This window comes from Burkholderia contaminans (assembly GCF_029633825.1).
GTDB lineage: Bacteria > Pseudomonadota > Gammaproteobacteria > Burkholderiales > Burkholderiaceae > Burkholderia > Burkholderia contaminans.
This window is the reverse complement of the sequence record NZ_CP090641.1, coordinates 2,874,729-2,898,349: the sequence shown is the minus strand read 5'-3', so window position 1 is coordinate 2,898,349 and position 23,621 is coordinate 2,874,729. Positions and strand designations below refer to the sequence as shown.

20 protein-coding genes are annotated in these 23,621 nt (G+C 67.0%); 11 read left to right on the top strand and 9 right to left on the bottom strand.

The window, feature by feature from the left end; all coding sequences use genetic code 11:
• The first annotated feature begins 141 nt into the window (after nucleotides 1-141).
• Nucleotides 142-1,095, top strand: a complete 954-nt coding sequence (locus LXE91_RS30675; RefSeq protein WP_039370181.1) for a TauD/TfdA dioxygenase family protein — start codon at nucleotides 142-144, stop codon at nucleotides 1,093-1,095.
• A gap of 158 nt (nucleotides 1,096-1,253) precedes the next feature.
• Nucleotides 1,254-2,201, top strand: a complete 948-nt coding sequence (locus LXE91_RS30670; protein WP_039370185.1) for a TauD/TfdA dioxygenase family protein — start codon at nucleotides 1,254-1,256, stop codon at nucleotides 2,199-2,201.
• 100 nt (nucleotides 2,202-2,301) lie between these two features.
• On the opposite strand, the gene LXE91_RS30665 is transcribed toward LXE91_RS30670, so the two are convergent.
• Complete coding sequence (locus tag LXE91_RS30665) at nucleotides 2,302-3,963, bottom strand: ABC transporter substrate-binding protein (protein ID WP_039370188.1); 1,662 nt, start codon at nucleotides 3,961-3,963, stop codon at nucleotides 2,302-2,304.
• A 289-nt stretch (nucleotides 3,964-4,252) separates the two neighbouring features.
• Here LXE91_RS30665 and LXE91_RS30660 point away from each other — a divergent pair, with 289 nt between their 5' ends.
• Nucleotides 4,253-4,660 carry a DUF427 domain-containing protein gene (locus LXE91_RS30660; RefSeq protein WP_039370191.1) on the top strand — a complete coding sequence of 136 codons (408 nt, stop codon included), beginning with the start codon at nucleotides 4,253-4,255 and terminating at the stop codon, nucleotides 4,658-4,660.
• A gap of 305 nt (nucleotides 4,661-4,965) precedes the next feature.
• Complete coding sequence (locus LXE91_RS30655) at nucleotides 4,966-5,958, top strand: sulfonate ABC transporter substrate-binding protein (RefSeq protein WP_039370194.1); 993 nt, start codon at nucleotides 4,966-4,968, stop codon at nucleotides 5,956-5,958.
• 42 nt (nucleotides 5,959-6,000) lie between these two features.
• Here LXE91_RS30655 and LXE91_RS30650 read toward each other — a convergent pair whose 3' ends face one another.
• Nucleotides 6,001-6,585, bottom strand: a complete 585-nt coding sequence (locus LXE91_RS30650; protein ID WP_039370197.1) for a putative glycolipid-binding domain-containing protein — start codon at nucleotides 6,583-6,585, stop codon at nucleotides 6,001-6,003.
• A 174-nt stretch (nucleotides 6,586-6,759) separates the two neighbouring features.
• Between LXE91_RS30650 and LXE91_RS30645 the strand changes: the two genes are divergently transcribed.
• On the top strand, nucleotides 6,760-7,668 hold the full coding sequence (locus LXE91_RS30645; RefSeq protein ID WP_039370200.1) for a LysR family transcriptional regulator: 909 nt from the start codon (nucleotides 6,760-6,762) through the stop codon (nucleotides 7,666-7,668).
• Nucleotides 7,669-7,692: 24 nt separating this feature from the next.
• Here the strand turns inward: LXE91_RS30645 and potE are convergent, their stop codons facing one another.
• The gene (gene potE, locus LXE91_RS30640) at nucleotides 7,693-9,078 is read right to left on the bottom strand and encodes a putrescine-ornithine antiporter (RefSeq protein ID WP_039370204.1); all 1,386 of its coding nucleotides are present in this window, start codon (nucleotides 9,076-9,078) and stop codon (nucleotides 7,693-7,695) included.
• Nucleotides 9,079-9,124: 46 nt separating this feature from the next.
• Nucleotides 9,125-11,425 (bottom strand): Orn/Lys/Arg family decarboxylase, encoded by a 2,301-nt coding sequence (locus LXE91_RS30635; RefSeq protein ID WP_039370206.1) that lies wholly within the window; start codon nucleotides 11,423-11,425, stop codon nucleotides 9,125-9,127.
• Nucleotides 11,426-11,517: 92 nt separating this feature from the next.
• Here LXE91_RS30635 and LXE91_RS30630 point away from each other — a divergent pair, with 92 nt between their 5' ends.
• Together LXE91_RS30630 and LXE91_RS30625 are read left to right on the top strand one after the other, a co-directional pair.
• On the top strand, nucleotides 11,518-12,570 hold the full coding sequence (locus tag LXE91_RS30630; RefSeq protein ID WP_039370210.1) for an RNA-guided endonuclease InsQ/TnpB family protein: 1,053 nt from the start codon (nucleotides 11,518-11,520) through the stop codon (nucleotides 12,568-12,570).
• Nucleotides 12,571-13,116: 546 nt separating this feature from the next.
• The gene (locus LXE91_RS30625; protein WP_039370213.1) at nucleotides 13,117-15,297 is read left to right on the top strand and encodes an ornithine decarboxylase; all 2,181 of its coding nucleotides are present in this window, start codon (nucleotides 13,117-13,119) and stop codon (nucleotides 15,295-15,297) included.
• Between the two features lie 85 nt (nucleotides 15,298-15,382).
• On the opposite strand, the gene LXE91_RS30620 is transcribed toward LXE91_RS30625, so the two are convergent.
• From LXE91_RS30620 to LXE91_RS30610, 3 genes are all read right to left on the bottom strand, one after another.
• Entirely contained in the window at nucleotides 15,383-16,540 is a 1,158-nt protein-coding gene (locus tag LXE91_RS30620) for an iron-containing alcohol dehydrogenase (RefSeq protein WP_039370216.1), read from the bottom strand.
• Nucleotides 16,537-16,872 (bottom strand): putative quinol monooxygenase, encoded by a 336-nt coding sequence (locus LXE91_RS30615; protein WP_039370220.1) that lies wholly within the window; start codon nucleotides 16,870-16,872, stop codon nucleotides 16,537-16,539. The genes LXE91_RS30620 and LXE91_RS30615 overlap by 4 nt, the downstream gene beginning before the upstream one ends.
• A gap of 207 nt (nucleotides 16,873-17,079) precedes the next feature.
• Complete coding sequence (locus tag LXE91_RS30610; RefSeq protein WP_039370223.1) at nucleotides 17,080-17,796, bottom strand: SDR family oxidoreductase; 717 nt, start codon at nucleotides 17,794-17,796, stop codon at nucleotides 17,080-17,082.
• Nucleotides 17,797-17,929: 133 nt separating this feature from the next.
• On the opposite strand from LXE91_RS30610, the gene LXE91_RS30605 reads away from it, so the two are divergent.
• On the top strand, nucleotides 17,930-18,907 hold the full coding sequence (locus LXE91_RS30605) for a LysR family transcriptional regulator (RefSeq protein ID WP_039370226.1): 978 nt from the start codon (nucleotides 17,930-17,932) through the stop codon (nucleotides 18,905-18,907).
• 8 nt (nucleotides 18,908-18,915) lie between these two features.
• Here the strand turns inward: LXE91_RS30605 and LXE91_RS30600 are convergent, their stop codons facing one another.
• Nucleotides 18,916-19,653: an SDR family oxidoreductase gene (locus LXE91_RS30600; RefSeq protein WP_039370230.1), complete on the bottom strand. Its 738-nt coding sequence runs from the start codon at nucleotides 19,651-19,653 to the stop codon at nucleotides 18,916-18,918.
• A gap of 103 nt (nucleotides 19,654-19,756) precedes the next feature.
• Here LXE91_RS30600 and LXE91_RS30595 point away from each other — a divergent pair, with 103 nt between their 5' ends.
• The 3 genes from LXE91_RS30595 (at nucleotide 19,757) to LXE91_RS30585 (ending at nucleotide 22,887) form a co-directional block, all read left to right on the top strand.
• Complete coding sequence (locus tag LXE91_RS30595) at nucleotides 19,757-20,713, top strand: LysR family transcriptional regulator (RefSeq protein WP_039370232.1); 957 nt, start codon at nucleotides 19,757-19,759, stop codon at nucleotides 20,711-20,713.
• 142 nt (nucleotides 20,714-20,855) lie between these two features.
• The gene (locus tag LXE91_RS30590; RefSeq protein WP_039370235.1) at nucleotides 20,856-22,244 is read left to right on the top strand and encodes a nucleobase:cation symporter-2 family protein; all 1,389 of its coding nucleotides are present in this window, start codon (nucleotides 20,856-20,858) and stop codon (nucleotides 22,242-22,244) included.
• Nucleotides 22,245-22,461: 217 nt separating this feature from the next.
• Nucleotides 22,462-22,887 carry an NUDIX hydrolase gene (locus tag LXE91_RS30585; RefSeq protein ID WP_039370238.1) on the top strand — a complete coding sequence of 142 codons (426 nt, stop codon included), beginning with the start codon at nucleotides 22,462-22,464 and terminating at the stop codon, nucleotides 22,885-22,887.
• 61 nt (nucleotides 22,888-22,948) lie between these two features.
• On the opposite strand, the gene LXE91_RS30580 is transcribed toward LXE91_RS30585, so the two are convergent.
• The gene (locus tag LXE91_RS30580; RefSeq protein ID WP_039370284.1) at nucleotides 22,949-23,161 is read right to left on the bottom strand and encodes a hypothetical protein; all 213 of its coding nucleotides are present in this window, start codon (nucleotides 23,159-23,161) and stop codon (nucleotides 22,949-22,951) included.
• Nucleotides 23,162-23,621: the final 460 nt, after the last annotated feature.

The window sequence follows — 23,621 nt, the reverse complement described above, 5'->3', positions numbered from 1 at the left end:
GACGCACCGCATTGCTCAGCATGACGATGCATATCGATCATCGCTGCGCCCACGCTAAGGTTGTGACGATTCATCGGTTCCGATTGCGCGCGGTCCCTGCTTGAATGGAGACTCGACCGATCCGACTCCAGGAGACTCCCGATGTCCGAAGTCCAGCACGCCGCTCACCCGTCTTCGCATGCTTCGCACGCCGCGCCGCGCACGGCCGCCACGCCGCTCCAGCTTCGCCAGGTCGCCGGCCGGATCGGCGCCGAGATCGCCGGCGTGCGGCTGTCGGGCACGCTCGACGAGGCGACGTTCGACGCGATCCAGGCCGCGCTGCTGCGCCACAAGGTGCTGTTCTTCCGTGGCCAGCAGCATCTCGACGACACCGCGCAGGAAGCGTTCGCACGCCGCTTCGGCAAGACCGTCGCGCACCCGACCGTGCCATCCGTCGACGGCAGCGCGCACCTGCTCGAACTCGATTCCGCGCACGGCGCGCGCGCCAATTCGTGGCATACCGACGTGACCTTCGTCGATGCGTACCCGAAGATCTCGATCCTGCGTGCCGTCGTGATTCCGCCGTTCGGCGGCGACACCGTGTGGGCCAACACGGCCGCCGCGTACACCAACCTGCCCGACCCGCTGCGCGCGCTCGCCGACACGCTGTGGGCACTGCATACCAACGCGTACGACTACGCGTCGACGCACGTGCATGCCGACGATACGCAACTGAAGCGCTACCGCGAAGTGTTCACGTCGACCGTCTACGAAACCGAGCACCCGGTCGTGCGCGTCCACCCGGAAACCGGCGAACGCACGCTCGTGCTCGGGCATTTCGTGCAGCGGCTCAAGGGGCTGTCGGCGCAGGATTCCGCGCATCTGCTGCAGGTGTTCCATGAACACGTGACGCGCCTCGAGAACACCGTGCGCTGGAGCTGGCAGGAAGGCGACGTGGCGATCTGGGACAACCGCGCAACGCAGCACTATGCGATCAACGACTACGGCGATGCGCGCCGCGTCGTGCGCCGCGCCACCGTGCACGGCGACGTGCCGGTCGGCATCGACGGCCGCCAGAGCGTCGTGCTGAAGGGGCCGGGGGCGACGCTGCAATAACGCCCGCGTCGCGCGGCGGCGGCGCTCCATGCGCGCCGCCGTGCCTGCCCCGCTTTCCGCTACCGGACACCGACCATGCACTTCCCGCCTCCGGACCGACGCGCACCCGCGCAACGATGTCGGCCCTCCGTCCCCTCCACTTCCGCCAGGAGCGTCACATGAGCGCCCTACTCGAACCCGCCGCCCAGCCGGTCGACGTGATTCCGCTGTCCGCCCATATCGGCGCGGAAATCCGCGGCGTCGACCTCACGCAACCGTTGACCACGCCGCAGATCTCGGCGATCCGCGCCGCGCTGCTGAAATGGCGCGTGATCTTCTTCCGCGAACAGTTCCTCACGCACGAGCAGCATGTCGCGTTCTCCGCGCAGTTCGGCGAGCCGACGGTCGGCCACCCGGTGTTCGGGCATGTCGACGGGCACCCGGCCGTCTATTCGATCGCGAAGCATCGCAAGGCGACGCGCTTCGAAGGCGAACCGGTGCGCCGCCCGTGGACCGGCTGGCACACCGACGTGACTGCCGCCGTGAACCCGCCTTGGGCGTCAATTCTGCGCGGCGTGACGATCCCGCCGTACGGCGGCGACACGCACTGGACGAACCTCGTGCGGGCTTACGAAACGCTGTCCGCACCGCTGCGCGGCTTCGTCGATGGCCTGCGCGGCATTCACCGCTTCACGCCGCCGGCCGGTGCGCGCGCCACCGGCGCGTTCGACGAGGCGGTCGAACGCCGGCCGCTCGTCACCGAGCATCCGCTCGTGCGCGTGCATCCGGAGACCGGCGAACGCGCGCTGTACGTGAGCCCGAGCTTCCTGAAATCGGTCGTCGGGCTGACGCCGCGCGAGAGCCAGGCGCTGCTCGAACTGCTGTGGGAACACGTGACGCGGCCGGAATTCACGATCCGCTTCAAGTGGGAACCGCGCAGCATCGCGTTCTGGGACAACCGCGCGACCGCCCACCTCGCGCCGGTCGACATCTTCGATCTCGACTTCGACCGCCAGCTGTATCGCACGACGCTCATCGGCGACGTGCCGGTCGGCCCGGACGGACGGCCGTCGGTCGCGCTCGAAGGCTCGCCGGTCGAGGCCGCGGCAGCGGTCGCGCTCAACTGAACCGACGCGACCTGCCGGCAGCCGGCGCGCACTGCATCGCGCCGGCTTTTCCCGTCATCACACGGCGCGGACGAAAACACGCGTCCGCGCGACCCGCTCGTCAATCCAGCCAGACTCCGTCGAAGCGATGCCCGCCGAGCGGCGAGAACGTCAGCCCGTGCACGCGCTTGGACACCGGCAGCGACACGATCGACGTCGCGATCGGCGTGAACGGCACCTGGTCCTTGAACACGACCTGCGCCTGCTCGTACAGCGCCGTGCGCTTCGCGACGTCCCCATTGGAGCGCGCCGCGTCCACCAGCTTCTCGAAATCCTGGTTGCACCACTTCGCGAGATTGCTGCCGTGCACCGCGTCGCAACCGAGCAGCGTGCCGAGCCAGTTGTCGGGGTCGCCGTTGTCGCCCGACCAGCCGTACAGGATCGCGTCGTGCTGCCCGTCGTGCTTCGCGCGGCGGTTGTATTCCCCCCATTCATAGCTGACGATCTTCGCGCGCACGCCGATCTTCGCCCAGTCCTGCTGGATCAGCTGCGCCATCAACTGCGCGTTCGGGTTGTACGGGCGCTGCACCGGCATCGCCCACAGCGTCAGGTCGAAGCCGTTCGGGAAACCGGCCTGCGCGAGCAGCGCCTTCGCGGCCGCCGGGTCGCGCGGCGCGTCCTTCAGCCGCGGGTTGTACGACCATTGCGCGGGCGGCATCGGATTCGTCGCGATCTTCGCGTCGCCGTTGAACACGGTCTTCACGATCGCCGACTTGTCGATCGCGATGTCGAGTGCGCGCCGCACGTCGACGCGATCGAGCGGCGCATGCTGCGTGTTGTACGCGACGAAGCCGACGTTGAAGCCCATTCCCGAGAACAACGTCAGCTTCGGGTCGCGCCGCACCGTGTCGAGATCGGCCGGCCGCGGGAACGCCGATATCTGGCACTCGCCGGCCACCAGCTTCTGCAGGCGCGCGGCCGGATCGGGCGTGATCGCGAACACGAGGCGCGAAAGCTTCACGTCGTCCGGTTTCCAGTAGTCGGGATTCGCGTCGTAGCGGATCAGCGCGTCCTTCTGGTACGTGCGCAGCAGGAACGGCCCCGTGCCGACCGGGAACTGGTTGATGTCGGCCTCGCGATGGCGCGCCGCGAGCTGCGACGCATACTCGGCCGACAGGATCGACGCGAACGCCATCGCGAGATTGCGCACGAACACCACGTCGGGCGTCTTCAGCGCGAAGCGCACCGTGTAGTCGTCGACCTTGTCGATGCGCTCGATGTTGCGGTCGAAGCCGAGGTCGCTGAAATACGGGAAGCTGACCGGATAGGCCTTGCGGAACGGATCGTCGGGATCGAGCATCCGGTGGAACGTGAAGACGACGTCGTCGGCCTGGAACGGCCGCGTCGGCTTGAACCACGCGGTGGTCTGGAATTTCACGTCGCGCCGCAGGTGGAACGTGATCGTGCGCTGGTCGGGCGACACGTCCCAACTCGTCGCGAGCGCCGGCTCGAGATCGAGCGTGCCGCGCTTGAACTGCACGAGCCCGTTGTAGACCGGGTACGTGCTCGCATCGAAATCGGTGCTCGTCGTATGCTGGCCCGGATCGAAGCCGGCCGGGCTGCCTTCGGTGCAAAACACGAGCGTCTTGCCGGACGGCGCGGCGAGCGCCTGCGTGGCCGCGCCGGCAAGCAGCAGCGACGCCGCGATGCAGCGCAGGGCGGCGGCGACATGGGGTGTGCCGCGCGCACGGCGCGCAGCTGACGAAACGAAAGCATTCTTCATGGTGACGGAGACAGGAAAGAGCTGTCATGCAAATGACGACGGCCGATCTTCGCGCGCCTCCCGGCGATCGCTTACCAATTAATTTCGCGTTGCTTATCGTCGTGGATGCAACCCGCTGCCCGTGCATGAAAACGTCCACCCGAGCGCCGGGCGGCCGTTTCGCGCCGCCGTCTTCCGGCCCCCTGCAGACTTGCCCGAAATGGCGCATCGTATCGGCTGGCCAACGCCGGCACGGGCGCGCCGGGATTCGCCCGGCGCCGCCGCGCCGCCGATTCCAGGAGGACATACGATGCCTGTCAGCTCCGATACGTCTGCTCGCCCGGTGAAGACGCCGGGCCCCGATCACCCGATCACGGTCGAACTGCACCCGCGGCGCGTCGTGGTCAAGGCGGCCGGCCGGGTCGTCGCGGATACGCGCCGCGCGCTGGCGCTGCGCGAAGCCGCCTACCCGGCGGTGTTCTACATCCCGCGCGAGGACACCGACCTGACACTGCTGCAACGCACCAATCACGCGACGTACTGTCCGTACAAGGGCGACGCCGCCTACTACTCGATTCCGGTCGGCGGCGAGCGCGCGGTCAATGCCGTCTGGACCTACGAGGCGCCGTATCCGGCCGTCGATGCGATCCGCGGGCACCTCGCGTTCTATCCGGATCGCGTCGATTCGATCGAGGAAATCCCGGCCGGCTCCGATTGAGGGTCGCGGCAGTCGTGCGTCGAATGCCGGGCGGCTGTGCGTGTGCGGGTGCGGGTGCGGATTCGCCGACGCGGCGCGCCCGTGCCGGCGGGTTCTCGTGCCGATCACCGGCCCGAACGAGGCCGCGTGGCCGGCCGCTGATTTGCATATGCGGATTCGTTGGTTGGCCGCCGGCCTGCACGGCCGTATCGTCCTGGATCCGGCACGGGCCGGCCCGTGGCGCGCATCGCCCGCATCGGGGCCGCCGTGCGCCGGCCGCGCCGTCTTTCGCGCGCGGCCCGTGAACCCGCACGCAGGACACCTCGATGAACGACACACCGCACGCAGACGTTGAACCGACACCGGCGAACCCGCATCGCCGCCAGTGGCTGCAAGGCGCGGCCGCCGGGCTGGCCGGGCTCGCGCTCGGCCCGCTCGCGGGCCTGCCTGCACATGCGCAAGACAGCGGCACGCGGCTGCGCGTCGGCTTCCAGAAATACGGCAACTTCGTCGTGCTCAAGGCGCGCGGCACGCTGGAGAAGCGGCTCGCGAGCCAGGGCGTCACCGTGCAATGGCTCGAATTCCCGGCCGGCCCGCAATTGCTCGAAGGCCTGAACGCCGGCGCGATCGACGTCGGCACGGTCGGCGAGACGCCGCCGATCTTCGCGCAGGCGGGCGGCGTCGATTTCGTCTACGTCGGCAACGAGCCGCCCGCGCCGCAGGGCGAGGCGATCGTCGTGCTGCCCGATTCGCCGATCCGCAACGTCGCGCAGCTGCGCGGCAAGAAGGTCGCGTTCAACAAGGGTTCGAACGTCCATTACCTGCTCGTGAAGGCGCTCGAACATGCGGGCCTCACGTATGCCGACATCCAGCCGATCTACCTGACGCCCGCCGACGCACGCGCGGCGTTCGTGCAGCGCAACGTCGATGCGTGGGTGATCTGGGATCCGTACCTGGCCGCCGCCGAGCGGCAGATCGGCGCGCGCGTGATCGCGAACGGCGAAGGGCTCGTGCGCAATACGCAGTACTACCTCGCGGCGCGCAAATACGCGGCCGCTCACCCGCAGGTGGTGCGCGCGCTGCTCGACGAAGTCGACGCGGTCGACCGCTGGGCGCGCGACCATGTGCCCGAAGTCGCCACGCAACTGTCGCCGCTCGTCGGCCTCGACGCGCCGACGCTCGAAGTCGCACTCAAGCGCGCCGGCTACGGCGTGCAGCCGATCAGCGACGCGACGCTCGCGTATCAGCAGAACATCGCGGACGCATTCAGCGCGCTGAAGCTGATTCCGGGCAAGCTGTCGGTCGCGAGCGCACGCTGACGCATCGCGGCCAACGCGCGGCGGCGCGGTGATACGCGTGAATCAGCGTGTGGGGGCCGCGCCGATGCGCCGCCATTCGTCGTAGTCGGTGACGAGACCCGCTTCGTCGACTGCGATATCGGCCGCATACGTGCCGCTTTCGTAGCGGTACACATGCTCCGCCGTGCGCGTATAGCGCTGCTCGCCGCGCACGAACGTGAAATCCGGAAAGCGCAGCCACGCGGTATGGATCACGGCCGCTTCGCCGACGGCCAGCCCGAGCCGCCGGATCGGCAGCGTATTCGTCGACGGGCTGAAACCGAGATCGAGGTCGGTCGCGCCCGCGAGCGCCGGGACGTCGACGCCATCGATCGTCCATCGCCCTGCGTCACAGCGGATATCCCACTGCCGCGGCGGCTGCGTCCCGCCCCACTGCGTGATGCATGCCGAGCGCGTGAGCCAGTCCGGGCCGCATGCGATTGCGTATTCGATGCGAAACGGCGAGCCGTCGATCGCACCCGACACCGATCCCGACAGGTCGACTCCCGTTCGCGACTCGCCGAGTCGGCACCATTCGGCTGCCTGCCACGTCTGCACGACCTGCCATGCGACGCAGCGCGTACGCACCGCTTCATCCTGTTGCGTCATGTCATCGTCTCCGGTCGAGCGCACGGAAGCCGATTGTCCCCCATCGCACCGGCGAACACACGCGGCCTCGTCAACCGATGGTCAGTATCGGTTCGCCGCGCACCTTCCGGCAGTGCTGCTTTGGTACCATCCGTCGATCGGCATCAACCGGAACCGGACAAGGGGCGCGACTTCATGGATTTGCTGGCGACGATGCGCATTTACGTGAGGGTCGTCGAGCGCGGCACGATGTCCGGCGCGGCGCGCGATCTGGACATGGGCCAGCCGGCCGTCAGCGAGCGCATCGAGCGACTGGAGAAGCATCTCGGCACACGGCTCCTGTTGCGCAGCGCGCGCACCCTCACGTGCACCGAGGAAGGCCGGATCTTCTACGAACGCAGCAAGGCGCTGCTCGAATCGGCGGACGAAGCGGTCGCGTCGGTCTCGAAAACGGAAAACGCGCTCGACGGCACGATCCGGCTCGCGGCGCCGCAATGCGTCGGCGAGGTCGTGCTGCCGGGTGTGCTGATGCATGTCCGCACTGCGTATCCGAACCTGCACATCGATCTGGTCCTGAACGACGACATCGTCGATCTGGTCACGGAAGGCGTCGACATCTCGATCCGCGTCGGGCAACTCGGCGACGGCGGATTCGTCGCGCATCCGGTCGGCACGGTCGGCCGCCGGCTCGTTGCCGCGCCGTCGTATCTCGAGCGGCACGGCCCGATCGACACGGCGGCCGATCTCGCGAACCACCCGTTCATCCGCGTTAAAGGCGTCTTCGCGAGCGAGAGGCTGCCGCTGCAGCGCGACGGCGACGCGCTCGACTACGCGCGCATCCGCACGATCATGACGACGAGCCACTGGCGCCCGATGTTCGACACGATCGTGGCCGGCGGCGGCATCGGCGTGGTCCAGCAGCCGGCCTGCGCCGACGCGCTCGCGGCCGGCACGCTCGTCGAGCTGCTGCCGCGGTACGTGATTCCCGATTTCGCGCTCAACGTGCTCGTGCACGCGCAGCGGCCGCTGCCGCCACGCGTGCGGGCCGTCGTCGACCTGCTGAAGCACGACCTCCCGCCGCTGCTGGCCCGCCCTGCCCGATGACGGCGGCGCTTGCCGCCGCCGGTATCACGCCTGCAGCGACTTCCCCGGCTCCTTCACGTGGGCGTCGACTTCCATCTGGTAGAAGCGCGCGCTGACGAAGCCGAACAGCGTCCAGCCCAGGAACACGCACAGGCCGCCGAGCATCAGCGCCTGCTCGCCCGAGCTGAACAGCGCATAGAAGCTGTACGCGGTGGCCACCATCGCGATCACGTTCGTCAGCAGCGCCTTCGCGGGCGGCACCTTCGCGACCTTCTGGATCGTGATCAGCGCGGCCATCGACATCACGTACGGCACGAGGTTCGTGACGACCGCGAGATCGACGATCTTCTGGAACTGGCTGCTCAGCTCGGGGCTGATCGTCATCAGCGCCAGCGCGACCTGCGCGACCAGCAGGATCACCATCCCGACGATCGGCGTGCCGGTGCGCGTCGCACGCGCGAACACCGGCAGGAAGTAGCCGACGTCCGCCGAGCTCTTGAACACCTGCGCGACCGTGAACTGCCAGCCGAGCAGCGAGCCGATGCATGCGATCACCATCAGCGCGGTGACGATCGTGCCGACCGTCGGCGTGAACATCGTCGCGAACGCGATGCCGAACGGCGCATTCGATTTCGCGAGGATCGCATTGGGCACGATCCCCGCGATCACGTTGGTCGACACGATGTAGAAGATCGCCGACGCGATCGTGCCGCCGAGCACGGCGATCGGCACGTTGCGCTCCGGATTCTCGACGGCGTCCGAGTTCGCGCACGCCGATTCGAGCCCGAGGAACGCCCACAGCGTCACCGCGATCGAGCTGCCGACGGCCGGCCCGAACGGCAGGTTGTTAGGATTCCATGCGCCGCCCCAGGTCGCGCCGCTGAACCAGAACCAGCCGATCAGCGACACGACGACGACCGGAATGATCACGCCCCACACCGTCACCGCGCCGATCCGGCCGGTGATGCGCGAGCCGCCGAAGTTCGCGACCGTCGTGAGCACGAGCAGGAAGATCGTCCACAGGCCGGTCTGCAGCGGCGACAGCGTCGCGTCGAACAGCACGGTGCCGTAGCCAACGGCCGTCACACCGATCGCGACATTCGCGATCACGAGCGACAGCCCGTACGTGTAGTTCGCCATGTAGTTGCCGGCCTTGCCGAACGCGTATTCCGCGTAGCCGCCCATGCCGCCCGGCTTGCGGCTCAGCATCCCGCAGCGCGCGAATGCATAGGCCAGTGCGAGCGAGCCGCCGGCCGTGACGATCCACGACAGCAGCGAGATCGTGCCGACCTGCGCGAGCTTCGACGGCAGCAGGATGATGCCGGAGCCCATCATGTTGACCGCCGTGAGGATGGTCAGCTGCCAGACGTTCATCCGGTTCTTCGGCGCGGCCGCGGTGGCCGCGTCGGACATGCGCGCTGCGTTTTCCATGATGTCGATCCTTCGATGTGAGGCCGCCGCGCGGCCGGTCGCTCGTTCAGGCCGTCAGGCAATACACGCGGTACGTGCCGTCCTCGACTTCCACGCCGTGCGTATCGTGCGCGAAGCCCGGGAAGCGCCGGTCGTACGCTTCGAGCGCCTTCAGGTAGCCGAGCACCGGGCCGCCCGCCGGCCCCGCGCTCTCGCCCGGCATCAGGAGCGGAATGCCCGGCGGATACGGCACGACGCCGGTAGCGACCGTGCGCCCGGCCAGCTCCTCGAGCGTGACTTGCTCGACGCGGCCCTGCACCAGATGCTCGTACGCGCGCACCGGGCTCATCTCCGGCTTCGGCAGGATCGAGAACGCCTCCGACATCAGCCGCGTCGTGCCGAGCTGCTCCATCGCCGCGAACATCGTGTCGGCCAGGTCCTTCAGCCCCATGCCCGCATAGCGCGAGCCGTGCTCCTTCGCGAGCGACGGAATCGCCATGTCGAGCGGCAGGTTCGCGTCGTAGTCGCGCTTGAAGTCGCACAGCGCGCTGACGAGCGAGCCCCACTTGCCTTTCGTGATGCCGATCGAGAACAGGAACAGGATCGTGAAGTCGGTGGTCTTCTCGACGACGATCCCGCGGGCATCGAGATACGCGGTCACGACGCTCGCCGGAATGCCGACCGGCATCAGCCCGCCGGCCGGCGCGACGCCCGGCGTGACGATCGACACCTTGATCGGATCGAGCATGCAGTAGCCGTCCTCGATATTGCCGAAGCCGTGCCATTGCGCGCCGGGACGCAGCACCCAGCACGACGGGTCGCTCGCGAGCAGCTCGGGCGATACATCGTGGAACGGCAGCGTGCGGCCGGTGCGCGTCTCGAGCACGGTGTCGGGCTGCCAGCACTCGAAGAACCAGTCGCCCTTCGCGCCGAACTCGCTGTTCATCCGCGCGATCATCTGCCGGAATGCGACGGCTTCCTCGATCGACTCGTGCGTGAGCGCCGCGCCGCCGGGGCCGTCCATCATCGCGGCCGCGACGTCGTTCGACGCGATGATCGCGTAGTTCGGCGACGTCGACGCGTGCATCATGAATGTTTCGTTGAACTGGCCATGCGGAATCGGGTTGCGGCCGTCGCGCACGTGGATGTACGACGCCTGCGACAGCGCGGTCAGCAGCTTGTGCGTCGACTGCGTCGCGAACACCGTCGGGCGATCCGCATGATGGTCGCGCGGGTCGCCGTGCATCGCATGGCGATCGCGGTAGATCGGGTTGAAACGCGCATAGCCGTACCACGCTTCGTCGAAATGCAGCCGGTCGACGCTCGCGCCGAGCAGTTCCTCGACGCGCGCGACGTTGTAGCACAGGCCGTCGTACGTCGAGTTGGTGACGATCGCGTGCTTCGGCTGGCGATCGGCCAGCCCGGCCGTGAGCGGGTTCGACGCGATCGCCTCGCGGATCGCCGTTTGCGTGAGACGCTCGGACGCGATCGGCCCGATGATCCCGTAGCGGTTGCGCGTCGGCACGAGGTAGGTCGGGATCGCGCCCGACATCGTCATCGCGTGCTCGGCCGACTTGTGGCAGTTGCGGTCGCACAGCGCGATCTGGTCGCGGCTCACGCTCGCCATCAGGATGATGCGGTTCGACGTCGACGAGCCGTTCGTCACGTGATATGTGCGATGCGCGCCGAACACGCGGGCCGCGTAGCGCTCGCTTTCGCCGATCGGGCCCGAGTGGTCGAGCAGCGAGCCCAGCTCGCCGACCGAGATCGACAGGTCGGAACGAAACAGCGCTTCGCCGAAGTACTCGAAGAACGCGCGGCCGACCGGCGATTTCAGGAAGCCCGTGCCGCCGGTGTGGCCGGGCGTATGCCACGAGTATTCGTAGACGCGCGAGAATTTCGCGAGCGCGCCGAACATCGGCGGCAGCACCGTCGCGCGATAGCGTTCGATCGCCGCGTGAATGCGCCCGCCGATGAAGTCGGCCGTATCCTCGAGCAGCCACACGAAATCGTCGACCTGGCCCATCACCTTGGACGGCACCGACGATGCGACGCTGCGGTCGGCCAGCAGGAAGATCGGCACGTTGGCGTTGCGATGCCGGATCGCGTCGACCACGGCCTCGGACGGCCCATGGCCGTCCACGCCGAGATCCCAGTCGAGGAGCACGCACTGGATCGACGGATCGGAGCGGATCAGCATGATCGCATCGTCGGCCGACGTGGCCGTGAGCACGTCGATGTCGCGCTGCACGAGCTCCGCGCTCAGCGTGCGGACCGCACGCCCGGTCGCGGTTTCCTGCGTGATCTCGTCGTCGACGAGCAGCGCGCGCATGCCGAGACGACGAATGCCACCGACAGAAGTGTTCATCAGAATTTGCTCCGAGAAATCCCGCCATTGATGGCGGGAAGGAAAGGAATGCTGTTGACAGGCAGCTTCTTCCACCGGATAGGATCACCGGCATGATTCTTGTCTACCGCTACCGCGTAAAGTCGCTCAACGGACTGCTCAACAAGCAGAGCCGTGCGGTGAACTACGTCTGGAACTTTTGCAATGACACGCAGAAGCACGCGCTCAAGTGGAGCAAGAAGTGGCCGACGGGATTCGACCTGAACGTGCTGACGACGGGGAGTAGCAAGGAACTCGGCATCCACTCCGGCACGGTCAACGCGACGTGCGAACAATATGCGAAGTCGCGCAGTCAGCACCGTCGGCCCTACCTGCGCTATCGCGGCAGGAAATCGCTGGGCTGGGTGCCGCTGAAGGGCCGCGACCTGAAGCGCGAAGGCAACGCATTTCGCTTCGCCGGCAACACCTTTCGCGTGTTCAACAGCCGGCTGCTTCCCGAAGGCAAGATCAAGGACGGGACCAACTTTGCGCAAGATGCGCGTGGCAACTGGTTTCTGAACATCGTGATCGAGACGCCGGATGTTCCGGCCCGACCTATCCGTTCCGGTGTCGGCATCGATCTCGGCCTGAAAGACTTCGCCACACTTTCGACCGGAGAGAAGCTGCCCAATGACCAGTTCGGTCGACGAGCGGCGGAAAAGCTGGCGAAAGCGCAACGGGCGCGAAAGCACAAGCGACATATCGCGAAGCTGCACGCCAAGGTGGCGAACGCCCGTGCCGATTTCCAGCACAAGCTCGCGCTCGATCTGGTGCGGCGCTTCGATTACATCGCGATCGGCAACGTATCGGCTGTCAAACTCGCCAGAACCAGGATGGCGAAGAGCGTCTACGACGCATCCTGGTCGTCCTTCCGAAACAAGCTCCGCTACAAAGCGATCGCGCACGGAGCCACGTTCGAGGAAGTCGACGAAAGCGGTTCGACCCAGTCCTGTTCGGCGTGCGGATCGAAAGACAGCACGACGCGACCGAAAGGTATCGCGGGACTGCGAATAAGAGAGTGGACCTGCAGTAACTGTGGTGTCGAACATGATCGAGATACCAACGCTGCTATGAACATTCTCCGATGCGGACGTGCATCGCCAGATGTGGGAATCTTTCGCCTTTAGGCGCGGGAGGACGTCAAGTTTTTGCCCTCGTTGATCCGATGCTTCGTTGGGTTTAATTCGTCTCACGAGCACGCGGACAGCAGGCCACGGGCGGCGGCGTGAGACGCTCGCAAATCCGGTTTGATTCGCCATCCAATTCGGAGCCGACTATGCCATAGATGCCATTTGATGAAAAGCAGACGATTCGGTGAAACGATCGGTCGTTTTCAAATCGCGTTTCACGAACGGTTCATTTTGATGTGCATTGCAGCATGCCGATTCCCGATTATTCGATCGTTCTCGCCCGATAATCTGAGGATCGATTCCGGTCGATTGAATTCGTCAGGTTTTGTTGCTACGATCGGCTGCGCCGTGCGTTGCCCGGCGGCGGCCGGGCCGCACCATACAGGGCTTTTTCGTGCGCCGCGTCATTCGGCATTCAGCATTCGCGGGAGCGTTTCAATCGGCTGCGGCGCGTGCCGGATTTCACGGATTTCACGGATTACGCGGATTACGCGCCCGTGCGAATGCCGCTCCCGTTTTCCGCACATTTACGGGAGAGTTCGCGTGAGCCTGTTGAAAATCGCAGTCGAGCCGGCGCTGATCGGCGCCTTCGTCACCACGCACGAACAGGTCGACGTATTCCAGACCGATTTCACGAATATCGCGGCCATCGTCGTCGGAATCGAATCGGCGCAACAGGTGCTTGAAACGGTCGAAAGAACCGGGTTCGCGATTCCGTTCTTCGTCGCCGTCGAGCCCGGCCAGGAAGTGCCGCCGTCGATCCTGCCGAGCGCGAACGGCGTGATCCAGCTCCGCCACGGAGGGCGCCACTACTACGGCCGGCAGATCTCGGCCGCCGCCGACATCTACAGCGAAAACCTGCTGCCGCCGTTCTTCAAGGTGATGCGCGAATACGTGCAGCGCGGCTATGTCGAATTCGACTGCCCCGGCCACCAGGGCGGCCAGTTCTTCTCGAATCACCCGCTCGGCCGGATGTTCTTCGACTTCTTCGGCGAGACGATCTTTCGCGCCGACCTCTGCAACGCCGATGTCCGGCTCGGCGACCTGCTGATCCACGAAGGCCCCGCACTGGAAGCGCAGCGCAATGCCGCGCGGATCTACAACGCGGACAAGACGTACTTCGTGCTGAACGGCACGTCGACGTCGAACAAGGTCGTCACCAGCGCGCTGCTCGCGCCCGACGATCTCGTGCTGTTCGACCGCAACAACCACAAGTCGGTACACCTCGGCGCGCTCGTGCTGTCGGGCGCGCGGCCGGTCTACCTCGAGACCGCGCGCAACGCGTGGGGCCTCATCGGCGGCGTCGACAGCGCGGCACTCGACGAAACGCGCATCCGCGACGCGATCCGCGACGTCGCACCGGAGCGCGCCGGCCTGCCGCGCCCGTTCCGGCTCGCGGTGATCCAGCTCGGCACCTATGACGGCACGATCTACAACGCACGCGAGATCGTCGACCGGATCGGGCACCTGTGCGACTACATCCTGTTCGATTCGGCGTGGGTCGGCTACGAGCAGTTCATCCCGATGATGCAGGACTGCTCGCCGCTGATGCTCACGCTCGGCCCCGACGATCCCGGCATCTTCGTCACGCAGTCGGTGCACAAGCAGCAGGCCGGCTTCTCGCAAACTTCGCAGATCCACAAGAAGGACAGCCACATCGAAGGCCAGAAGCGCTTCTGCGATCACCGGCGCTTCAACAACGCGTACATGATCCATGCGTCGACGAGCCCGTTCTACCCGATGTTCGCCGCGCTCGACGTCAATGCGCAGATGCATGCGGGGCCGGCCGGCAAGCGCCTGTGGCGCGACTGCGTCGCGCACGGCGTCGATGCGCGCAAGCTGCTGCTGAAGACCTGCCGCCAGATCCGGCCGTTCGTTCCGCAGAGCATCGACGGCCGCCCGTGGGCCGACTACCCGACCGAGCAGATCGTCGACGACCTGCGCTTCTTCCGCTTTCATCCGGCCGACACGTGGCACGGCTTCGAAGGCTATGCCGACGATCAGTATTTCGTCGACCCGTGCAAGCTGCTGCTGACGACGCCCGGCATCGATCGCGACACGCACGAGTACGCGGCGTTCGGCGCGCCGGCGCCGATCCTGGCGCGCTACCTGCGCGAGCACGGCGTCGTGCCCGAGAAGGCCGACCTGTACACGATCCTGTTCCTGCTCACGCCTTCCGAAAGTTTCGGCAAGCTGCAGCATCTGGTCGCGCATCTCGCGCAGTTCGAGCGCCACCTCGACCAGGACACGCCGCTGCGCGAAGCGATTCCATCGCTGTGCGAAGCGTATCCGGAGCTGTACGGCAACATGCGCCTGCGGCAGCTGTGCCAGCGGATGCACGACTTCTACCGCAGCCACGACATGAAGCATCTGCAGAAGCAGATGTTCCGGCGTGCGCAGTTCCCGAAGCAGGCGATGCTGCCGCAGGCCGCGAATACCGAGCTGATCCGCAACAACGTCGAGCTCGTCACGCTCGATCGCATCGAAGGCCGGATCGCGACGGAAGGTGCGCTGCCCTATCCGCCCGGCATCTTCTGCGTGGTGCCCGGCGAAGCATGGGGCGGTCCGGCGCTCGACTACTTCCGTGCGCTCGAAGCCGGGATCAACGCGCTGCCGGGTTTCGAGCCGGAAATCCAGGGCGTCTATCTGCAAGCGCGGCCGGACGGCACGAAGCAGGCTTCGGCATACGTGGTGGCAGCCGGCGCCGACGCGTCGAGCGCATAGCGGCGACCTGGCGGGCGGCCACGCGCCGCTCGCGGTCCCGAGCACATCGTGAATGCATGACGGGCGGCACGACGCGCTCGCCGCGTCACCACGCCTGCCGGTAGATCTCCAGCGCGTCGGCCTCCGTCACCTCGCGCGGATTGTTCACGAGCAGGCGCGTCTGCAGCATCGCATCCGATGCCATCCTCGGCAGGTCGCCCTCCCCGATGCCGACCTCGCGCAGCGTGCGCGGAATGCCCGTCGCGACGATCAGCCGGTCGATCTCGGCGATCAGCGCGTGCGTGCGCGCTTCATCGCTGCCCGTCGCCGACGGCGCGACGATCGCCGCGAGTTCCGCATACAGCGGCGCGGCGGCCGGCGCGTTGAAACGCAGCACGTGCGGCAGCACGAGCGCATTCGACAGCCCGTGCGGCACATGGAAGATCCCGCCGACCGGATAGGCCAGCGCATGCACGGCCGCGACCGGCGCATTCGCGAACGCCTGCCCCGCGAACATCGCGCCGACCAGCATCGCCTCGCGCGCGTGGCGATTCCGGCCGTCGTCGCACGCCGCGAGCAGGTTGCGCGACAGCAGCGTCAGCGCGTGCACGGCCAGCATGTCGGATACCGGGTTCTTCAGCCGCGCGGACGTGTAGGCCTCGATCGCATGTACCATCGCGTCGATGCCCGTCGCGGCCGTGGCCGCACGCGGCAGGCCGAGCGTCAGTTCGGCGTCGAGGATCGCGACGTCCGCGAACAGGTGCGGCGACACGACGCCCATCTTGCGCGCCTCGCCGACCGTGACGATCGACACGGCCGTCACTTCCGAGCCGGTGCCGGCCGTCGTCGGCATCTGCACGAGCGGCAGCCGCGCGCTCGCGACCTTGTCGACGCCGTACATGTCGGCCAGCGCCTGCTGCCCCGGCGCGAGCACCGCGATGAGCTTCGCGACGTCCATCGACGATCCGCCGCCCAGGCCGAGCACGATCTCGGCATCGGCCGCGACGGCCCGTTCGGTCGCGTCCAGCACCACGTGCTCGGGCGGATCGGCGATCACGTCGTCGATCACGGTGACCTGCCAGCCGTGCGCGGCGAGGCTCTCCAGCGCGGGCGCGAGCACGCCGCTGCGATGCAGGAACGCGTCGGTGACGACGCACAGCCGCACGAGCGCCGGAAAGCGCTCGCGCAACAACGCGCCGAGCCGCCGCGCGGCGCCGAATTCGACGACCTGCGTCGGAACGGTACGGAATTGAAACGGGTTCATCGGGCGCCTCCCGGTGGCGTCGCCGTGCCGGTGTCCGGCTGCACCATGTAGCTGGACACTTCGCGACGATCGAGCAACGGGATGATCGCGCCGAACCCGATCCGCTGGAAATGCGGCGTTTCCCGATGCACGTCGAGGCCGTCCGCATCGCGGTAGCGTTCGAGGATCACGACGTGGTCGGGGTCCTCCGGCGACCGGAAATACGCGTAGTCGAGATTCTTCGGCTCGGCGCGCGTCAGGGGCGCGAGCTCCGCGAGCAATTCGACCACGCGGTCGCCGTTGCCGGGCTTGGCGTAGAAATGCGCGATGACCTGCAGGTAAGGTTCGTTCATGTTGCGCTCCGTGTTCGACTGGGGGCCGTCACGACGGGGACGCACGCAATGCGCGGCGAACCGGAAGGATTCGAACGCGACGGCGCAACGCCGTGTCACTGGCGGGTCGTCGCATTGTATTGAATCGGCGCGACCTTCGCAGTGCCGCCACCGCGCCGCGAACGACACGGCGGATCGCCAGTGGCCTCTACTCGCGCGACGCGCCGGCTACCACGGCACCGTCCTCCCCAGGTAGTCGAGATAGTCGAGCCCCGGGCGCACACGCTTTGCGATCAACACGTTCACCAGACTCGGCACGCTTTCCTCGATCGTCAGGCGCGCATCGGGCCCACCCAGTTCCGTACGGACCCAGCCGGGCGCCATCAGCACCATCGCACGCCGCGTATCGGCCTGACGCGCCGCGAAGCTGCGCATGAATTGATTCAGCGCGGCCTTGCTGCCGCGATAGACCTCGCGCATCCCGCTGACGTTGTTCGCGACGCTGCCCTGCCCCGACGACATCGCGCCGATCAGGCCGTCCTCGGTCACGAGACCCTGCAGCGTCTCGATCACACGCATCGGCGCCAGCGCATTCGTGATCATCACGCGCACGAACTCGTCGGTCGTCACTTCGCCGATCGTTTCGGTGGGTTCGTTCGTCGTGCCCGCATTCACGAACAGCATGTCGAAGCGCCGGCCCGACAGCCGCTCGCGCAGCGCGGCCAGTTGCGCCGGCTCGCAGATGTCGAGCGTCTCGATGCCGAGCCGGCCGTCGAACCGGTCGGCGAGGTCGTGCAGCTTCGTGCGCCCCGCTCCTGCGCGCACGGTGCCCGTCACGCGCCAGCCTTTGTCCAGGAACGTCTCCGCCATCGCGAGCCCGAGGCCGCGTGACGCCGCGACGAGCAGGATCGCGGGCGCATTTCCGTCCGATACAGTTGATTGCATGGTTTCCGCCTTTGCCGGGTTTCGTCATGCAGCCACTATAGGTGCGCACCACGACAGGCGCCAGACGCACTGGATTCAACTTATAGTTGCATCCAGCGCCATGTCAAATCGCTCAGAGGCGTATCCTGTCGCCATGGAAGACATCGACCTGAATCTCGTCGCCGCGCTCGACGTGCTGCTGTCGGAAGGCAGCGTGACCGGCGCCGCACGCCGGCTTGGCCTGAGCACGTCCGCGATGAGCCGCACGCTCACGCGGCTGCGAATGTCCACCGGCGATCCGTTGCTCGTGCGCGCCGGGCGCAAGCTCGTGCCGACACCGCACGCCGCCGCGTTGCGCGACCGCGTGCATGCGATCGCAAGCGATGCGCGCGCGGTGCTGCGGCCGGCGACGGCCGACGTGGACATCGCGACGCACGCATCCACATTCACCGTTCGCGCGGCCGCATCGTTCATGGAAATGCTGTCCGGCCCGGTGGTCGCCGCACTCGGCGAAATCGCGCCGCTGGTGCGCATCCGCTTCGTCCCGAAGCCCGATCGCGATCCGCAGGCGCTGCGCGACGGCACCGTCGATCTGGAAATCGGCAAGCGCGGCGACGATGCCCCCGAGTTGCACACCCGCATGCTGTTTCACGACTGGCACGTCGCGGTGGCACGCGCCGGGCATCCGCTGTTTGCATCGGGGAGAATCACGCCCGCGCGCTATGCGGCCTGCCGTCACGTGATCGCGTCGCAGCTCGGCGATTTCGGCGGGCCGGCCGACGACTCGACCGACAAGGGCGGCCCGAGCCACACCGTGCATGTCGTCGTACCGGGCTACCCCGATGCGATGCGTGTCGCGGCCAGCACTGACCTGATCGCGCTCGTGCCACGGTCGAGCCTCGGCAACGCGGTCTCGCCGGGGCTCACGGAGGCCCTCGGGCTGCGCAGCTTCGAGATCCCGGCGCGCCTGCCCGAGATCCTCGTGTCGGCGCTTTGGCATCCGCGCATGCATGGCGACCCCGTGCACCGCCGCTTGCGCGATGCGGTGATCGCCGTCTGCCAGCGCGCGTATCCGGATGGCCGCGCGCCGCGCCCGCCGGCACGCCGCACCAGCATGCGCTCGGCAGGCTGACGCGCGGCTCAGACCAACCGGCCGCCGCCGTCGATGTGCAGGATCTCGCCGTTCATGAAGCCGTTGCCCAGCAGGAACGCGATCGCTTCCCCCACTTCATCGGCGCGCCCGACACGGCCGCCGGGCAATGCCGCCGCCGCGCCCGCGAGGATCGCATCGCGCGCGTCCGGGCCGAACGCGTCGTACAGCGGCGTCTCGACGAAGCCGGGCGCAATCACGTTGACGCGGATCGGCTTCAGTTCCAGTGCGAGCGACTGCGCCAGCGCCTCGACCCCGCGCACGGCCGCGGCAATGACCGACGTGCCTTGCGCGGCCGGACGATCCGACAGTTGCCCGCCTGTCAGCACGATCGAACCGGTCGCGGGCATCAGCGGCAACGCAGCGCGGATCGCATAGACCGGCCCGGCGATACGCTCCTGCAGCGCGGCGAGCAGGTGATCGGGATCGGTCTCGTTCAGCTTGCCGGCAATGAACCGGCCGGCGGTGACGACCAGGTGATCGACGCGCGTGATCGTGTCGAATACCGCCTGCACGGCATGGCGGTCCGCAATGTCGGCCACCGCGACGCGCGCGCCGCCGATCGCCTGTGCGGCAGAGTCGAGTTTCGCGCGGGTCCGGCCCACCAGCGTGACACTGGCGCCTTTTGCCTTCGCGGCCGCTGCGGCCGCGAGACCGATGCCGGAACTCCCGCCGAATACCACGACGTGCGCACCGTCCAGTGCCGAAGATTGCGTTGCCTCGTTCATGTCGACTCCTCATCAGGGATTGAAGGTTCGCGAACGTTAGGTCATTCTCCATTGCACAGGAATGTGGGAGACTCGAATAAGGTTCATTCCATGAAGGAATAAGATGGATTCGCTGCGATCCATGCGCGTGTTCGTCCGCGCCATCGAGCTCGGCAATTTCTCGGCGGTCGCGCGGGAGGAAGGCACCGGCCAGCCGACGATCAGCAAGATCGTCGCCGCGTTCGAGAAGGAACTGGGCGTTCGCCTGCTCGAACGCTCGACCACGAGCCTCGCGCCCACCGACGAAGGCCGCCGGTTCTACGATCGGTGCAAGCGCGTGATCGACGAATATGCGAGCGCGGTGGCTGAAGTGCGCGGGCAAACGGTGCGGCCGGTCGGCAAGCTGGTCGTCAATGCGCCGCTGGGGCTGGGCGAGCTGAGGCTGAACGCGCTCGTGCTCGAATTCCTCGCCGCGTGGCCGGAGATCGAGGTCGAGCTCCAATTGACCGACCGCGTGATCGACCTGGTCGAGGAAGGCGTCGATGTCGCCATTCGCCTCGGCCAGTTGCTGCCGCCCGACGCCGTGGCGCGCCACATCGCGTCGTCGCCGCGCCTGCTGGTCGCCACGCCGGCGTACGTGGCGCGGGCACCGAAGCTCCGCCGGCCGGACGATCTCGCGAAGCACGAGTATGTCGGCTACGCACGCGCGGACATCGGCAACGAACTGGCCTTCGCGCGCGGCGACGAACAGGTCGTCGTTCCGATGCGCGGCCGGTATCGCGTGAACAGCTCGATGGCGCTGCGGGAATGCTTTCTTGCCGGAAACGCGGTGGGCAGCGGGCCCGCGTGGCTCGTTCAGGACCTGATCGACAGCGGTCGACTCGTCCGGTTGCTGCCGAAGTGGGACATGGTGCCGCCGCATGCGCTGCACCTCGTCTATGCGTCGCGCCGGTATCTGCCGCTCCGGACCCGCACGTTCCTGCAGTTCATGGAGCAACGGATTCCCGAGCTGCCCGGGTTCCACGCGATCACCGCCCCGACCGTCATCCCGACCGCGCCTGCGTTGCGACCGCCCCGCTGACCGACGGGCGCCGCGGTCACGGCCGGCCCGGGCACCGGTCCGCCACCGTTTTCCCGATCTGCCGAATCACCGCCATTGCAGCGGCGCGGGCGGGCCGTTCGGCTAAAATGCCGCACTTTCCACCCTGTCCGGCCCGCTCGCCATGCAACCCGCCTCCTCCGCCCAACCCGCCGCTCACGGCGCCGACGCCGCAGATTCGGCGCGCGACCTCGTCTACGGCCCGAACGACCGGCCGGCGCCGATGGTCGCCTTCGTCGCCGCGCTGCAGCACCTGCTGGCGATCATCGTGCCGATCGTCACGCCCGGCCTGCTGATCTGCCAGGCGCTCGGCGTATCCAGCCGCGATACGACCCTGATCGTGTCGATGTCGCTGGTGATTTCCGGCATCGCCACCTTCGTCCAGTGCAAGCGCTTCGGCCCGCTGGGCGCCGGCCTGCTGATCGTCCAGGGCACGAGCTTCAACTTCGTCGGCCCGCTGATCGCCGGCGGCAGCCTGATGGTCAAGCAAGGCACGCCGGTCGAGACCGTGATGGCCGCGATCTTCGGCGTCGTGATTGCCGGGTCGTTCGTCGAGATGGGCGTGTCGCGCATCCTGCCGTTCGTGAAGCGCCTGATCACGCCGCTCGTCACCGGCATCGTCGTGCTGCTGATCGGCCTCACGCTGATCAAGGTCGGCCTGATCAGCATGGGCGGCGGCTATGGCGCGATGGCCAAGGGCACCTTCGCGAGCGCGGAGAACCTGACGCTGTCGGGCCTCGTGCTCGGCACGATCATCCTGCTGAACCGCGTGCCGATCGTGTGGGTGCGCAGCACCGCGCTCGTCATCGCGCTCGTGATCGGCTATCTCGCGGCCGCGTTCCTCGGCCGCCTCGATTTCACCGGCATGCACCAGGCCGCGCTGTTCCAGGTCCCGACGCCGCTGCATTTCGGCATCGGCTTCTCGTGGGCGCTGTTCGTGCCGATGCTGATCATCTACCTCGTCACGTCGCTCGAAGCGATCGGCGACGTCACGGCCACCAGCAAGATCTCGAACGAGCCGGTCGAGGGCCCGGTGTGGATGCAACGGATCAAGGGCGGCGTGCTCGTGAACGGCGCGAACTCGCTGCTGGCCGGCGTGTTCAACACGTTCCCGAGCTCGGTGTTCGCGCAGAACAACGGCGTGATCCAGATCACCGGCGTCGCCAGCCGCTACGTCGGCATCTGGATCGCGGGGATGCTCGTGGTGCTCGGCCTGTTCCCGGTCGTCGCGGGCGTGCTGCAGGCCGTGCCGGAGCCCGTGCTCGGCGGCGCGGCGATGGTGATGTTCGGCGCGGTGGCCGCATCGGGCATCAACATCCTCGCGGGCGTCCATCTCGATCGTCGCGCACTGCTGATCATCGCGGTGTCGCTCGCGCTCGGCCTCGGCGTGTCGCAAGTGCCGGACATCCTCAACAGCCTGCCGCACGCGCTGAAGAACGTGCTGGAATCGGGCGTGGCGACGGGCGGCATCTGCGCGCTCGTGATGAACTGGTTCCTGCCGGAGAAGAAGTAAAAGCAATCGCGGTGCGAACCGCATGACAACGTGGCACGCGTGATGGGCCGCGTCGGTCGTCGTGCCAATCGGCATCGGCGGTCCGGCGCACGGCCCCGCCGCCGGCCGTGTGCTTTGGGCGCGCACGCAGCGTGCCGGCCGCGCATCGGCGGCAATCAATCGTCAAACCGGGTCAAGCGGCCTTGGCCGATCGATTTGTGCTGGTTAGAATCGCAGCATGCCCCAAACCCTCGCGCCCGACCAAGCCCCCGAAACGACTGCCGTTCCGATCAAGGAACGCGCGACCGTCGTCTGCTATCGCGAAGAGCGCGTGTTGCTCGTCACGCGTGCGGCGTCGCGCTGGGCCCTTCCCGGCGGCACGATCAAGCGCGGGGAAACACCGCTCGAAGCCGCGCATCGCGAATTGTGCGAAGAAACCGGCATGACCGGCCAGGATCTGGTGTACTCGATGCAGTTCACCGGGCTCGCGAAGATCCATCACGTGTTCTTCGCGGAGGTCGGGCCGGACCAGATACCGCAAGCGAGCAACGAGATCGAGAAATGCAAGTGGTTTCCGATCGACAATGTCGACCGCCTGCGCGCGAGTATTCCGACGAAGCGAATCGTCGAACTCGTCTACAACCACGAAATCCGCAAGACGTAACACACGTGCGAGCCGTCGCCCGGCTCGTGTCGATCGTCGGGAATCAGCGGCGCGCGAACGCTCAGTGCACGCGCTTTCTTCGCAATTCGCGCGTGGAATAGACGACCAGGAAGATGCCCAGCATCGCGGCGCCTGACGCCATGAAGTCGTTTGCGCTGCCCGAGCTGCGCAGCGCCGCCGGGAAAATACCAAAACTCAATCCCGCACCAGCAAGAAGCAATCCTGCTGCCACACCCCAGATCGGTCCGACGGTCTTGTCGATTTTGTTTTTCATATAGCACCTTTCTACAGTCATGACCTGGCCAGCAGCGATACCGCAACCGTGACCAGCCATTCCACTATAGCGGGGAAAAAATTCACCGCGTTTCAGTGCTTTTACCGATCAAGTTTTTCCAATCTCGACCGTGAGCACGGTTTGGATCGCGCAACACGATGCCGACGGTGGCGTGGCGGAAAACAGAGGGGGCGGCTGCCTGTCGGATGCGGCACGTTGCTCGACAATGCAACCGCCTCCGGTACGTCATTGGGTGTGACCGTCCAGCTTCCGGATCACGTCGTCGTAACTTATCGGCGCCGCGTCAGCGTCGCACCCGTAGTCGCCCGCCCAGTCACCGATAAAAAATACCTCGTTGTCGTGTCCGTGCTCGTAACTTGCTTCCGAGTCGAACGCCAGTTTTCGCAGCTTGTCATAGTTGTCTCGATGGCCACAGCCGAACGTCACTCGTTTGCATTGC